The following is a 13,067-nucleotide window of genomic DNA, read 5'->3' as shown; positions in this document are numbered from 1 at the left end:
CTGAAACGCGGCGTGAACGCGGTCCCGGCACAGTGGGAGGAGACATCATGACGGCACCCGAGGAGCGGTCACTGCGACTCGTGACGACGGTCGTGCCCGCGGGCCCGGCGGTGGCGATCCGGCTGACGCCGCAGCAGGTGGCCGAGCTGGGGTCGACGAAGACGCCGCCGGTCACGGTGACGATCGGCGGGCACACCGAGCGGTTGCGGATCGCCTCGATGGGCGACGGGCCGCTCATCGGGTTCAACAAGCAGGTCCGGGCGGCGTTCGGGGTGGCCGCCGGTGACGAGGTGGAGGCGGTGATCGCGCTCGACGTGGCCGAGCGCACGGTCGACGTGCCGCCGCTGCTCGCCCAGGCCCTCGCGGCCGATCCCGCCGCGGCGGCGGCCTTCGAGAAGCTCAGCTTCACGCGGCGCAAGGAGATCGCCCGCGGCATCGCGGACGCCAAGCAGGAGGCCACGCGGCAGCGGCGCCTGGAGAAGGTGCTCGCCGAGCTCCGCGGCTGATCGTCGCGACGCCGTGCCGGGCGCCGGCGCGGCTGCCAGGATGCCGTCATGGCGCGCGAACCCGGAAGCCCCCTAGCCCGCTCCTCCCGCGACCTCGTCGAGGCTGCCGACCAGGTGGTGCCGCCGCTGCCATTGGCGGAGGCGGCGGCGCTGCTCGGCGACGAGAGCGTGCTGTTCGTCGACATCCGGGAGCCGAAGGAGCTCGACCGGCTCGGCATGATCCCCGGTGCGTACTCGGCGCCCCGCGGCATGCTCGAGTTCTGGGTCGACCCGGCGAGCCCCTACTACCGGCCCGATCTCGACTACGGCCGACGTCTCGTGCTCTACTGCGGTTCCGCGTGGCGCTCCGCGCTCGCCGCGGCCGCCTTGCACGACATGGGATTCCACGACGTCACCCACATCGAGGGCGGCTTCACCGCCTGGCAGGAGGCGGGCCACCCCGTCGTCGAGCGCCCGCGCCGCGGGGCCTGAGCCTGCTGGCGCTGGTCGTCAGACGTGGCCGCTGAGTTGGGCCATACGTCGTTCGAGCGTCGCGAGCTGGTCGTCGCTGCGCCGGCGGGGGCCGGTGCCGCCCTCGGTGGGCACACTCATCGGCAGCACGTCGATGGAGATGTGCGCGCCGCCGGCCAACGCCCGTAGCTCGTCGATCTTCTTGCCGAAGGCCGAGCCGCTGCCGGGGGAGTAGTAGGTCACCGCCTCCTCGATGCGGTCGGGGAAGAGGTCGGCTTTGGTGACGACGATGATCAGCCACACCGGTTGGCCCCGGCGCACGGCCATGCCCGCGATGCGGTGCGCGGTGATCGCCCAGTCCTCCAGCTCGGCGGCCAGCAGTTCCTCGTGGGTCGCGGTGGCGGCACCGCTCGTGCCGCCGGTGCGGCGCGGGGTGGCGTGGCCGTAGGCGACGACGTGCAGCACGCCGTCGACAGGCTCCTCGTGGAAGACCTCGTCGAGCGCCCACAACCGGGAGGCGGCGTTGTCGCCGGGTACGACCCGGATCCGGAACCCGCGGCCCTTGGACGTGCGGCGGGTGCGCCGCTCCATGACCGCGGAGCCCGCGTCGTCGACCTCCGCGGTCGAGCGGCGCGCGAGCCGGTCGACGAGCCGGGTCTTGCCGATGCCGGTCATGCCGGTCACCGCGACCGTCGGGAAGCGGTGCCGGAACAGGTGCGCCACCTGGCCGGGCGCCGCGGACAGGGCCGACAGCGCGCCGCCCAGGGTCGAGCCGATGGTGGCGGCGCCATGCCCGGCGCGGGAAGCGGGTCGGTTCATGCGGCGTACCTCGCGGAATCTACGGTCAGGTGTCCCCACCTCATCACAACGACCCGGGGTTCCGCGCGCGCACCCGGATCACCGCCGGACAGGCTGGGGTCCACGCGCCCAGTAGGCCAGGTGGGCGCGGTGAAGCCAGTCGTTGACCCACGCCAGGTCGGGCTCGGCCGGTAACGCGGAGTCGTCGCGCAGCGCCGTCAGCCGCTCCTGCGCCCGCTGCGTCTGCGCGATCACCTCGGGCAGCGGCACCTCCCCGCGCCGCACCCGGCGCAGGTATTCCCGCTGCAGCCGCGGCACGGGCAACGTGATGCGCCCCGTGGTGAGCAGCTCCTCGCCCTGCAGGCCGAGCCGCAGGGCGTGCATGGCGAACTTCGTGTCGTATCCGTGCTTTTCGACCAGCTCCGGCCGGTTGGTGTGGGCGGCGCGCTCGCCGCTCATCGCGGCGCGCTGTGAACGCAGGTAGCCCAGGAACCGCGCCGCCGCCCGGCGGGAGACGAACCGGTGGGCGTTGTCGACGAGCTCGGCGCCCCATTCGTCCCGGTAGACGACCTCGTCGTCCGGCACGAACAAGGCCAACAGCACGGTGGGGTTACCGTCGACCGCCAGGCGGCACCACTTGCGAGCGGTGTAGACGACGACGTCGAGGTCGCCGGCGCCCGAGCGGTTCGCGAGGCCGCCGGCCCGGTCCCAGGCGGTGTGGCGCTGATACTGCTCGAACGGGATCCGGGTGTCGGTGTCGATGCCGCGCGGCACCCTCGACAGTCCGGTGACGAACTCCGCCGGCTCCAGGCAGATGCCCATCTCGTCGCGGTCGTCCTGGCCCCCGATCGCCGTTCCGTGCACCCCCGAACCCACCTGCACGCGCAGCACCAGGCCCGACTCTGCCAGCGCCCGCGCCTGCGGGGAAGCGTGCGGATGATCGAAGGCGGGGGGCAGGGTGCGATCTCCGGGGATCACGGCGGCGCGGGGCATGCGTTTGACGTTACGGCCTCGTCGTTCGGCGGCGCCGCAACCGGAACCGGTGGTCCGCCACTCAGAGAGGGTTCAGCGGCCGTGCGAGACGGTGTGTTGCCCGAAACGACGGTGTTCGGGCGCGAAGGAGCCCGAGATGACACGACCCGACCCGCGTTCGGGAGCCGCCGCCGGTGCCGCCCTCGGGGTGGCGGGCCTGGCGGCGGTGGCGGTGCATGACCTGGTGCAGAAGAAGCACGCCGTGCTGCGCAACTACCCGGTGCTCGGGCACGCCCGCTTCCTGCTCGAAGACATTCGCCCCGAACTGCAGCAGTACTTCATCGAACGCAACTGGGACGGTAGGCCGTACGACCGCGACGTCCGCTCGATCATCTACGAACGCGCCAAGGGCATCCACGGCGAGCAGGCGTTCGGCACCGAGCGCGACGTCAACGAGATGGGCTACGAATACCTCGTGCACTCGGTCGCGCCCGTGCCGGAGCTGAAGGAGCCGCCGCGGGTGCGCATCGGCGGCCCCGACTGCACCCAGCCGTACGACATGTCGCTGCTCAACGTGTCGGCGATGAGCTTCGGGGCGTTGTCGGCCAACGCGATCCGCGCGCTGAACAAGGGGGCGGCCCTCGGTGGGTTCGCGCACGACACCGGCGAGGGCGGGCTGTCTCCGTATCACGAGGAGAACGGCGGCGACCTGATCTGGGAGCTGGGCACCGGCTACTTCGGCGCGCGCACCAAGGACGGCGACTTCGACCCCGACGAGTTCGCCGACAAGGCGGGCAAGGAGCAGGTCAAGTGCGTCTCGCTGAAGCTCAGCCAGGGCGCCAAGCCCGGAGTCGGTGGCGTGCTGCCCGGCGCGAAGGTCACCAAGGAGATCGCGAAGATCCGCGACGTGCCGCGCGGCGAGAAGTGCGTGAGCCCGTCTGCGCATCGGGTGTTCTCCACCCCCACCGAGCTCATCGAGTTCGTCGCCCGCATGCGTGACCTGTCCGGCGGCAAGCCCGCGGGTTTCAAGCTGTGCGTGGGTTCGCGCGTCGAGGTGCTGGCGATCTGCAAGGCGATCCTCGAGGTCGGCACCGCGCCGGACTTCATCATCGTCGACGGCTCCGAGGGCGGCACGGGCGCGGCGCCGCTGGAGTTCGAGGACCACGTCGGCATGCCGCTGACCCAGGGCCTCATGCTCGTGCACAACGCGCTGGTCGGCACCGGTCTGCGCGACCGCATCCGCATCGGGGCCTCCGGCAAGGTCGCGGCGAGCAACGACATCGTCAAGCGGCTCATCCAGGGCGCCGACTACACCAACGCGGCCCGCGCGATGATGATGGCCGTCGGCTGCATCCAGGCGCAGATGTGCAACAGATAAGTGCCCGGTCGGGGTCGCCACGCAGAACAGGCGGCGGGCCCGCGCCCTCGACGTCGGCGACAAGAGCCAGCGGGTGCAGCGCTTCCAGGAGGCGACGGTCACCGAGGCGACCAAGCTCATGGCGGCGATGGGCGTGCAGCACCCCTCGCAGCTGCGACCGTGGATGCTGCGCCGCAACGTGAGCCAGACCCAGACCGCCTCCTACGCCGAGCTGTTCGAGTGGCTGGAGCCGGGGCAGCTGCTGGCCGAGCCGCCGCAGACGTGGGCCGACGACTGGCGCACTGCCAGCGCCCACACCTTCCGCACGCCGGGCTGAGCCGCCCCGCGCCCGTCATCCGCAGTCGTACGCATGAGTCTCAGGAGTCGCCGCATGGTCACCGTCGCCGAATCCGTGGTCACCGCGCTCGCCGAGCACGGGGTCACCCAGATGTGGGGTGTCGTCGGTGACGCCCTCAACCCGGTCACCGACGCGATCCGCACCGACGGGCGCATCGAGTGGATCGGGGTGCGTCACGAGGAGGCCGCGGCCTTCGCCGTCAGCGCGCAGGCCCAGCTCACCGGGCGTATCGGGGTGTGCCTGGGCACGGTAGGTCCGGGGTCGATCCACCTGCTCAACGGGCTGTACGACGCGAAGAAGTCGCACGCGCCGGTGCTGGCGATCTGCGGGCAGGTGCCGAGTGAGGAGATCGGCAGCGACTTCTTCCAGGAGGTCGACAACGACCGGCTGTTCGCCGACGTCGCGGTGTTCGCCCGCACGGTGAGCAGCGCCGCGCAGATGCCGCTGCTGCTGGAGCAGGCCGTCAACGCGGCCTACGCGGCTCACGGGGTGGCGGTGCTCACGCTGCCCGGCGACCTGGGTGGCCAGGAGCTGCCCGAGGGCTCCCGCACGCCGCGGTTCGCGCCCGGGCCGCGGTTCGCGCCCGGGCCGCGGTGGGCGGCGGCGCCGCAGGATCAGGTCGCGAAGGCGGCACAGGTGCTCTCCGGTTCGGAGACGGTGACGCTGCTCGTCGGCAAAGGCGCCCGGGAGGCGCGGGCCGAGGTGCTGGAGCTCGCGCAGACCCTGCAGGCGCCGATGGTGATCACGCTCAAGGGCAAGGAGGGGCTGGAGCACGACAACCCGTACCAGGTGGGGCAGTCCGGCCTCATCGGCAACTCGGCCGCGGCGCACGCGATGGACGACGCCGACGTGCTGTTCCTCGTCGGCACCGACTTTCCGTATCGCGACTGGTATCCCAGCGGCAAGACCGTCATCCAGCTCGACGCGCGGCAGGCGCACATCGGGCGCCGGGTGGCGGTCGATCACGCGCTCGTTGGTGACGTCGGGCACACGCTTCGCGCGCTGCTGCCGCGGTTGTCGAACGCCTCGGACCGCGACAGCAAGCACCTGGAGAAGGCGACGCGGGCGTACGCGTCGTGGCGGGACCGGCAGCTCGCGCTCGTCGACCCCGATTACGAGAAGACGTCGCTGGTCGGCAAGGTGCGCGGCGTCTTCGACAACCCCGACGACCGGATCCGCCCGGAGGTGCTCGCCGCGGCCGTCGACAGCCTGGCCGCGCCCGACGCGATCCTCACCAGCGACACCGGGATGTCGACGGCGTGGCTGGCCCGGTTCGTCACCCTGTCGGGCACGCGCCGGCTCGTCGGCTCCTACAACCTGGGGTCGATGGCGAACGCGATGCCGCAGGCCCTCGGTGCGCAGGCGCTCGACCGGGAGCGGCAGGTCATCTCGTTCAGCGGCGACGGCGGACTGATGATGCTGCTCGGTGACCTGCGCACGGCGGTGACGTACCGGCTCCCGATCAAGGTCGTGGTGTTCGACAACGGTCGCCTGGGCATGGTCAAGCTCGAGCAGGAGCAGGGCGGGTTGCCGGAGTTCGGCACGGAGCTGGATAACCCCGATATCGCCGCGGTCGCGGCGGCGCTGGGCTGGCACGGGCGCCGCGTGACGAACCCCGGCGACGTGGAGGAGTCGGTGCGCTGGGCCCTGGAGACGCCCGGCCCGGTGCTGCTCGACGTCGTCACCAACCCCGACGAGGTGTCGGTGCCGCCGGAGCCGACGCTCGCGCAGGGTTGGGGTTTCGCGATCGCCAAGATGAAGGAGTCGATCGAGAGCCGGTAGGCGCGCTATTCGCGCGACGCCGGCCGGCCGGGTGCGCGGGGTCGGTTGCCGATGGGGGTTCCGTCGGCTCTGCTCCATCTGACCTCGCCGTCGATGACGACGCCGATGAATCCGTAGCGGTGGACGACGGTGTGGTGGTGTCGGCAGAGCAGGGCGGTGTTGTGGCGGTCGGTGGGGCCGCCCATGAGCCAGCTGATGAGGTGGTGGCCGTCGCACCAGGCGGGTGGCATTGAGCAGCCGGGGAAGGTGCATCCGCCGTCTCGCATGGCCAGGTAGGTGGCCAGTCCCGGTGAGATCAGCCGCTTCCCGCGGCCCAGATCCAAGGGTTCGGAGCCAGTGCCGAGGACGGCGGGGATGATCTGCGCATCGCAGGACAGCACCCGCACCTGGCCGGGGGTCAGGGGGTGCCCGAAGGCGGTGGTGCCGCAGTCGTGGTTGTGGTCGGTGCGGAACCCGTCGCCGCCGACGCGCTCGCGGTGCTTTCGCACGAGGTCGGCGAACACGCGGGGCAGGGCTTCGGATTCGAGGCCAGCGACGAGGTCGGCGAGTTTGATGGTTACGACGACCTTGGCTTTGGCGCCGGTGCCGGGGGTGTTCTTGTCCGGCACCGCGGCATGCGCGGCCAACGCCACCAGGGCGTCCGCGCGGCGTTCACCCGCGGTTCGCAGATCGGGCTCGGACTTACCGGCGGTCGCCGAGTCCGTCGCTTCGGCCGCGTCAGCCGCGTCAGCGGCCGCTGGCTTAGTGGGCCGCGGCGCGCTCAGGGCGTTGATCGCGGCGATCACCGTCGCGGCCGACGCGGCGTCGAGCCGCACGCGGCCTTCGTACATCCCCGTCCGCGGATTGAGCGTGAGTTCGGTGAAGTCGCGCCGGTCATACCGGCGCTCCCGCTCCAGGTATTCCTGCTCGGTGCCGTACTGCCCGATGATCTGCTCTTCCATCGCGGCCATTTCACGCCTGGTCACCCCGTGCGCGGCCAGGCCGATCAGGGCGTCCATCACGCCGTCCCAGGACTTCACCGCGATCGAACCCTGCAACCGCCGATAAGTCGAGGCGAGCAGCTCTGCGGACTCGACCGTCACCCGACCCTCGAGAACTGCCTCCCGCAGCGGCGCCGCGTCCTGGCGATCGCAGATCCGCGCCAGCGCGCCCAGTGCCCGGGCGCGGCTGGGCGACACCGGCACCCCGGCCTCGACGTGGGATTGCTGCACCCACGCCGGCACCCGCGGGTGATCCGACTCGGCGATGACCCCGCGTCCTCGGCCTCCAGGACGACGGCCGCCTGCGCGGCACACGCCGCCGCGACGGCACCGGCAGCCGCAGCGGCCAGCTCAGGCAACTCATCCGACCCGACCCGCGACAGCAGCCCCGGCAACCCCGACAACGCCGCGCGAGCCGCCTTCACCTGCTCCAGCAGCGCTTCCCCGACGGGCTGGGTTGCCCGCACCTGCGCCGGCAGCGTTTCCCCCACGAGCTGGGGCACCCCGCCTCCGGACAGGTCGACGTCACCGGCCGGTGCCGCAGCACCGTCGGAGATGTCGACGTCAGGGTGAAGTCCATGCGCACAGGATATCGAACGTATGTTTGTTCGACCAGCTGTCCTAATCCCGAATACGTCTGCGCAACAGCGACATTCAAACGGTTCATGACGAGAGGGAGATCGATTGCGGCACAGTAAAACTCGGCGCTCACCAGCTATGTGATCTGCATCACAGACAGGTTGAGGCTTCCGGACATTGCGCGAGACCGACCGCCCGGGGGGGCCTGACGACCAACGTGCCCCAGGCGGGGCCGTCACCACGGGCGAGAGGCAGCCATGGGCACCTGGACGGCGGAGGAGCTCGACAGCATCGGCGCGGCGAGGGAACTCGACATCGCGACCGAGCGCAGGGACGGAACGCTGCGCTCTTACCTGCCGATCTGGGTGGTCCGGATCGGCGACGACCTCTACGTGCGCGCCTACCGCGGCCGCGGCGGCAGCTGGTTCCGGCAGGTGCAGCGCCATCCGAGGGCGAGCATCCGTGCCGGGGGAGTCGAGCGGTCGGTCTCCTTCGTCGAGGCCGACGACGACCTGCGCGCGGCGATGGACGACGCGTATCGGGCCAAGTACGGCAGCGGCATGTACGTCGACGCGATGGTGGCGCCGTCCGCGGCCGAAGCCGCGCTGAAGATGGTGCCCTGATCCTCAGGGGTTTTCGAGGCCGACCAATCCCGGGAGCCAACCCGGCGCCTCGCGCCGGAACGTCTCGGGTGCCGATCGCGGCGCGCCCTCGGGGATCGCGCCGAGGAGCGGGACGCCGAGCGCGCCGAGGTGGTCGCGGTTGTCGAGGGCGATCGCGTCCGGCTCGCGCGGCCACGACCCGATGACGATGCCCGCGACCGCGAGGCCCCGCGCGCGTAGGGCCTCCAGCGTCAGCTCGGTGTGGTTGAGCGTGCCGAGCCCGGCGCGCGCCACGACAACGACGCGGGAGTCGAGAGCTCGGTGCTGCTGGAGGGCGTGCGCGAAGTCGGCAATCGTGCGGCCCGACTCGTCGAGTTGCACGAGCAGGCCGCCCGAGCCCTCGACGAGCACCGTGTCGGCGCCCCGGGCATCCTTCGCCAGCGCGGCGAGCGCAGTGATCCGGGCGACGTGCTCGGCGAGGGTCGGCAGCGTCGCCGGCGCACCCTCGCGGCGGGCGGCCTGCACCGGCGCCATCGGTTGCTTGAGCCGGGCGCCCACGCTGATGGCGACCGCCCCGGCCAGGCGCGCGATCTCCTCGACGTCGCCGGGCTCGCCGGGTCGCACGCCGGTCTGCACCGGCTTGTCGACCGCGACGGAGCCGGTGCGCCCGAGGGCGGCGGCGATCGCGGCCGTCGCGACGGTCTTGCCGACGTCGGTGTCGGTGCCGGTGACGACGAGCACCCGGTTCATCGCGAACCGCCCTGCCCGACAGGCTCACTGCGCCGCCGCACGAGCACGGTGCGCGGCGCCTGGAACGACAGCAATCGCAGCCAGTCCGGAGCCGGGCCGGCCGGCACCACCTCGGGCAGCCCGGCCGCCGTCTCGGCGAGCACGGTGGAGGCCTCCAGGGGCGCGAGCCGCGCTCCGAGGCAACGGTGCACGCCGAAACCGAAGGCGAGGCTGTCGTCGATGTCGCCGCGATCGTGGCGACACAGCTCGACGAGCACCGGCGTGCCGGCCGCCACAGCCCGACCGCCGATCGTGGTGTCGCGCACCGCGATCCGGCGCCAGGTCGGCACGGACGAGGTAGTAGTGAGCATCCGCCGCACGAGCTGCTCGGCCTCGCTCGCCGGGCCCTGGGGGCTCTGCGCGATCGAGCGCCACGCGCCGGAGGTGAGCGCCTCGTGCAGCGCGATGTCGGTGAGCATCGCGGTCGTCTCCTGGCCCCCGATGAGCAGGAAGAACGCCAGCGACCGCAGCCGCGGCTCATCAATACCCGCCTCCCGGAGGGCGGCGAACAGCGAGGGGCGGCCGGGCGCCCGGGTGTGGACCGCGTCGGTCAGCCACGCGAACAGCTCGGCGGCGCTGTCGGCGAGGTCGACCTGACGCTGCGGGTCCGGGTAGCCCCAGAAGAGCTCGAGGGAGTGCCGGCTCCAGCGGTGCAGCACCGGCGTCGACGGCATCGCGAGCCCGACGAGGTGCCCGAACACGGCCGGGGCGACGTGCGCCGAGACCGTCTCGGCGAGGTCGACGGCGCGGCCGTCCGCCAGCTCGCGGCGAGCGGCGTCCACGCGCTCGTGGGTTAGCTCCACGACGAGCGGGCGCACCGCCTCCACCTGTGCGGGCGTGAGGAATCGGGCGACGACCCGGCGAACCCGGCGGTGCTCCGGGCCGGAGGCCGACGCGAGCACCGGTGGCAGCGCGAACCGCGCACGGGCCAGGCGGCGCAGGGCGTCCGGGCCCAGCGGGGTGACGGCGGTCAGGGCGTTGTCGGGCGCGAAGTTCTCGACCCGGCGCAACACCTCGCGCACCGCCTGTGGCTCGTTGACGCGCAGGAGGTCGCCGGCCCGCGCGTCGAGCAGCGGCCGCATGGGGCATGTATCAGGTGATTGCGACAACGGGACGGCGGTCATGGCCGGGGCCCGGCCGGTTCGAGAACTGTCGCCTCGCCGCGGAACTCGACTCCCGACGCGCCGTCGGGTGCACCCCGTGTCGACTCCGTCGCTGGCGGGTTCGCCCTCCCGTGGGCGTCGGCCACCCGAGCGACCAACTCGGCGGCCCGCGTCACCGCCTCGACGTCGAGACCGGCGTCGGCGCACAGCCGCAGCCGCGAGACGCCGTCGGGCACGCTCGGCGGGCGGAAGCAGCCGACGAGCACGCCGCGGGCCTCCAACTCGGCGGTCGCCGCGACCGCGGCCTCCGGGCTGCGCATCGGCAGCGACTGCACGGCCCCGGCCGCCTGCGGCACCCCGCACGTCTGCGCGACGATCCCCGCCCGCCGGGCGATTCCGGCCACCCGCTCGGGCTCGTCGGCGATGATGCGGCAGGCCCGGGCGGCGGCGGCCGCCGAGGCCGGAGCCAGCCCGGTGTCGAAGATGAACGCGCGCGCCACGTCGACGAGATGCCTTCGGAGTCGGGCCGGCCCGAGCACCGCCCCGCCCTGAGCGCCCACCGCTTTCGACAGCGTCGCGGTGAGGATGACGTGGTCGTGCCCGGCCAGACCCGCGGCGTGCACGCCGCCGCGTCCGTCGCCGACGACGCCGATCCCATGGGCCTCGTCGACGAGCAGCAGCGCGTCGTGGCGGGCGCACACCGCCGCCAGTGCGGGCAGGTCGGCGGCGTCGCCGAGCACCGAGTAGATCGACTCGACGACGACCAGCGCCCGCGGCTCGGCGCGTGCCGCGAGGGCCGCCTCGACGGCCTCGACGTCGCCGTGCGGGGTGGTGACCCGCGGGCTGCGGGAGAGGCGGGCCGCGTCGTGCACCGACGCGTGGATGTGCTCGTCGGTGACGAGCAGCGTGCCCGGGCCGCCGAGGGCGGTGACGACCGCGATGTTCGCGGCGTAGCCGGAGGCGAGCACGAGCGCGCTCTCCTGGCCGGTCAGCTCGCACAGCGCGCGCTCGGCCTCCTCGTGCGGCGGCAGCGTGCCGGTGACGACCCGCGAGGCCCGGGCACCGGCTCCGTAGGTGCGCAGCGCGGACAGGCCCGCCGCGACCACCCGCGGGTCGCGGGCCATCCCGAGGTAGTCGTTGGAGGCCAGGTCAACGAGCCCGCCGAGGCCGTCGGAGCCCGCGGAACCGTCAAGGCCGCCGGTGCCCTCGACCCGCACGCGAGCGGTCCGCGCCAGGCCCCGGGACTCCCGCGCCGCGCGCGTTGTCTCAAGCCATTGCCACATCGCGGTCATGCGGGGCGTCCTTCGTGCACCGCCTCGATGGCGCCGACGACCGCCGCCCCGATCGTCGCGAGGTCCGCCTCCGTGCTGACGTACGGGGGCATCGTGTAGACGAGGTCACGGAACGGGCGCACCCAGACCCCGCGTTCGAGCGCGGCCCGGGTCACCGCGGGCACGTCGACGGGCGCGGTCAGCTGCACGACGCCGACACCGCCGAGCACCCGCACCTCGTGCACGCAGTCCAGCGCCGCGGCCGGGGCGAGCGCCCGGCGCAGCCCGTCCTGCAGCGCGGGCACCTGACGCGCCCAGTGCTCCTGCACGAGCCCGAGCGAGGCGAGCGCCGCCGACGTGGCGAGCGGGTTGGCCATGAACGTCGGGCCGTGCAGCAGCGCCCGATGCTCCGAGGCGGTGATCGCCGCCCCGACCTCCCGGGTGCACGTCGTCGCGGCGAGCGTCAGGTAGCCGCCGGTGAGGGCCTTGCCGACGCACCTGATGTCGGGCGCCACGCCGGCCCACTCGCTGGCGAACAGCTTTCCGGTGCGGCCGAATCCGGTGGCGATCTCGTCGAGCAGCAGGAGCAGCCCGTGGTCGTCCGCCACCCGCCGCATCGCGGCCAGGCATTCCGGCGCCCACACGTGCATGCCGCCGGCGCCCTGCAGGATCGGCTCGGCGACGAGCGCGGCGAGGGTGTCGCTGTGCGCGGCGACGGTCGCCTCCAACTGGGTGATCCAGGCCTCGACCTCCGTTGGATCCGAACGCAGCTCGGCGACGCCATCGATGACCGGGCTCACCCCGGCACGCTGCCTGCGTCCGTCGACGAGCCGGGCCGCGGGTGGCCGGGGCAGGAACTCGTGCCGCGGCAGCAGCGCGGGGAACGCCGCGTGCATGCCGTCGACCGGGTCGCACACGCTCATCGCCCCGAGGGTGTCGCCGTGGTAGCCGCCGCGCAGCGCGAGGAACCGCCCGCGTCCGCGGCGTCCGCGCGCCGCCTGGTACTGCACGGCGAGCTTGAGCGCGACCTCCATCGACACCGACCCGGAGTCGGCGAAGAACACGTGCGCGATGTCGCGATCGCTGTCGTGTGCGTGCGAGGGCGACAGCGCGACGAGCCGCTCCGCGAGCGCGACCGCCGGCTCGTGGGTCAGGCCACCGAACATCACGTGCGAGAACTCCCCGACCCGCTCGCGAATCGCGTTGTCCAACACCTGGTTTTGGTAACCGTGGATCACGCTCCACCACGAGCTCATCGCATCGATCGCATCGAAGGCCGCGCCGTCGACGGCCTCCAGCTCCAGCCGCACGCCGCGGGCCGAGCGCACCGCGTACGGAGCCGGTCCGTCCAGCGGGGCGTACGGGTGCCACACGAGCCCCCGGTCCCGGGCGATGAGGCGGGGGCCGGCCTGCCCGGCCGCGCCCCGCCCGCTGCGCTGCACCGCCGTGTCGATGGCATGGTCGGTGGCGGTGCCGATGGCAGGGTCGGTCGCGGTGTCGGTCGCGGTGTCGACGGACAT

Annotated in this window: 11 protein-coding genes and 1 pseudogene; 5 read left to right on the top strand and 7 right to left on the bottom strand. The window is 72.9% G+C overall.

Annotated features, from left to right (window positions below):
• The first annotated feature begins 47 nt into the window (after positions 1-47).
• Both PINTE_RS00870 and PINTE_RS00865 read left to right on the top strand, forming a co-directional pair.
• Complete coding sequence (locus PINTE_RS00870; protein WP_068424879.1) at positions 48-506, top strand: YdeI/OmpD-associated family protein; 459 nt, start codon at positions 48-50, stop codon at positions 504-506.
• A gap of 48 nt (positions 507-554) precedes the next feature.
• Positions 555-977: a rhodanese-like domain-containing protein gene (locus PINTE_RS00865; RefSeq protein ID WP_068424875.1), complete on the top strand. Its 423-nt coding sequence runs from the start codon at positions 555-557 to the stop codon at positions 975-977.
• A gap of 18 nt (positions 978-995) precedes the next feature.
• Here the strand turns inward: PINTE_RS00865 and PINTE_RS00860 are convergent, their stop codons facing one another.
• Complete coding sequence (locus PINTE_RS00860) at positions 996-1,775, bottom strand: GTPase domain-containing protein (RefSeq protein WP_068424873.1); 780 nt, start codon at positions 1,773-1,775, stop codon at positions 996-998.
• A 78-nt stretch (positions 1,776-1,853) separates the two neighbouring features.
• Positions 1,854-2,747 (bottom strand): nucleotidyltransferase domain-containing protein, encoded by an 894-nt coding sequence (locus PINTE_RS00855; RefSeq protein WP_068424870.1) that lies wholly within the window; start codon positions 2,745-2,747, stop codon positions 1,854-1,856.
• A gap of 136 nt (positions 2,748-2,883) precedes the next feature.
• Between PINTE_RS00855 and PINTE_RS00850 the strand changes: the two are divergent.
• Together PINTE_RS00850 and PINTE_RS00845 are read left to right on the top strand one after the other, a co-directional pair.
• Positions 2,884-4,420, top strand: a pseudogene (locus PINTE_RS00850) (FMN-binding glutamate synthase family protein).
• A 33-nt stretch (positions 4,421-4,453) separates the two neighbouring features.
• Positions 4,454-6,223, top strand: coding sequence for a thiamine pyrophosphate-dependent enzyme (locus tag PINTE_RS00845; RefSeq protein ID WP_245642730.1), 1,770 nt, complete (start codon positions 4,454-4,456; stop codon positions 6,221-6,223).
• A gap of 5 nt (positions 6,224-6,228) precedes the next feature.
• On the opposite strand, the gene PINTE_RS00840 is transcribed toward PINTE_RS00845, so the two are convergent.
• Complete coding sequence (locus PINTE_RS00840) at positions 6,229-7,434, bottom strand: HNH endonuclease signature motif containing protein (RefSeq protein WP_169798429.1); 1,206 nt, start codon at positions 7,432-7,434, stop codon at positions 6,229-6,231.
• A 605-nt stretch (positions 7,435-8,039) separates the two neighbouring features.
• On the opposite strand from PINTE_RS00840, the gene PINTE_RS00835 reads away from it, so the two are divergent.
• Positions 8,040-8,405, top strand: coding sequence for a DUF2255 family protein (locus PINTE_RS00835; RefSeq protein ID WP_068424858.1), 366 nt, complete (start codon positions 8,040-8,042; stop codon positions 8,403-8,405).
• Positions 8,406-8,408: 3 nt separating this feature from the next.
• Here the strand turns inward: PINTE_RS00835 and bioD are convergent, their stop codons facing one another.
• The 4 genes from bioD to bioA are packed head-to-tail and all read right to left on the bottom strand — an operon-like array spanning position 8,409 to position 13,067.
• The gene (gene bioD, locus PINTE_RS00830; protein WP_068424856.1) at positions 8,409-9,134 is read right to left on the bottom strand and encodes a dethiobiotin synthase; all 726 of its coding nucleotides are present in this window, start codon (positions 9,132-9,134) and stop codon (positions 8,409-8,411) included.
• On the bottom strand, positions 9,131-10,255 hold the full coding sequence (locus PINTE_RS00825; RefSeq protein ID WP_068424853.1) for a cytochrome P450: 1,125 nt from the start codon (positions 10,253-10,255) through the stop codon (positions 9,131-9,133). Before PINTE_RS00825 ends, bioD begins: the two co-directional genes overlap by 4 nt.
• A 38-nt stretch (positions 10,256-10,293) precedes the next feature.
• Complete coding sequence (locus tag PINTE_RS00820) at positions 10,294-11,568, bottom strand: aminotransferase class I/II-fold pyridoxal phosphate-dependent enzyme (RefSeq protein WP_245642729.1); 1,275 nt, start codon at positions 11,566-11,568, stop codon at positions 10,294-10,296.
• The gene (gene bioA / locus PINTE_RS00815; protein WP_084343059.1) at positions 11,565-13,067 is read right to left on the bottom strand and encodes an adenosylmethionine--8-amino-7-oxononanoate transaminase; all 1,503 of its coding nucleotides are present in this window, start codon (positions 13,065-13,067) and stop codon (positions 11,565-11,567) included. Before bioA ends, PINTE_RS00820 begins: the two co-directional genes overlap by 4 nt.

Origin of the sequence: Piscicoccus intestinalis NBRC 104926 (assembly GCF_001515525.1) — a bacterium.
Classification (GTDB): domain Bacteria; phylum Actinomycetota; class Actinomycetes; order Actinomycetales; family Dermatophilaceae; genus Kineosphaera; species Kineosphaera intestinalis.
Note: the sequence above shows the minus strand (reverse complement) of the source record. Positions and strands in the feature narration are given on the sequence as shown.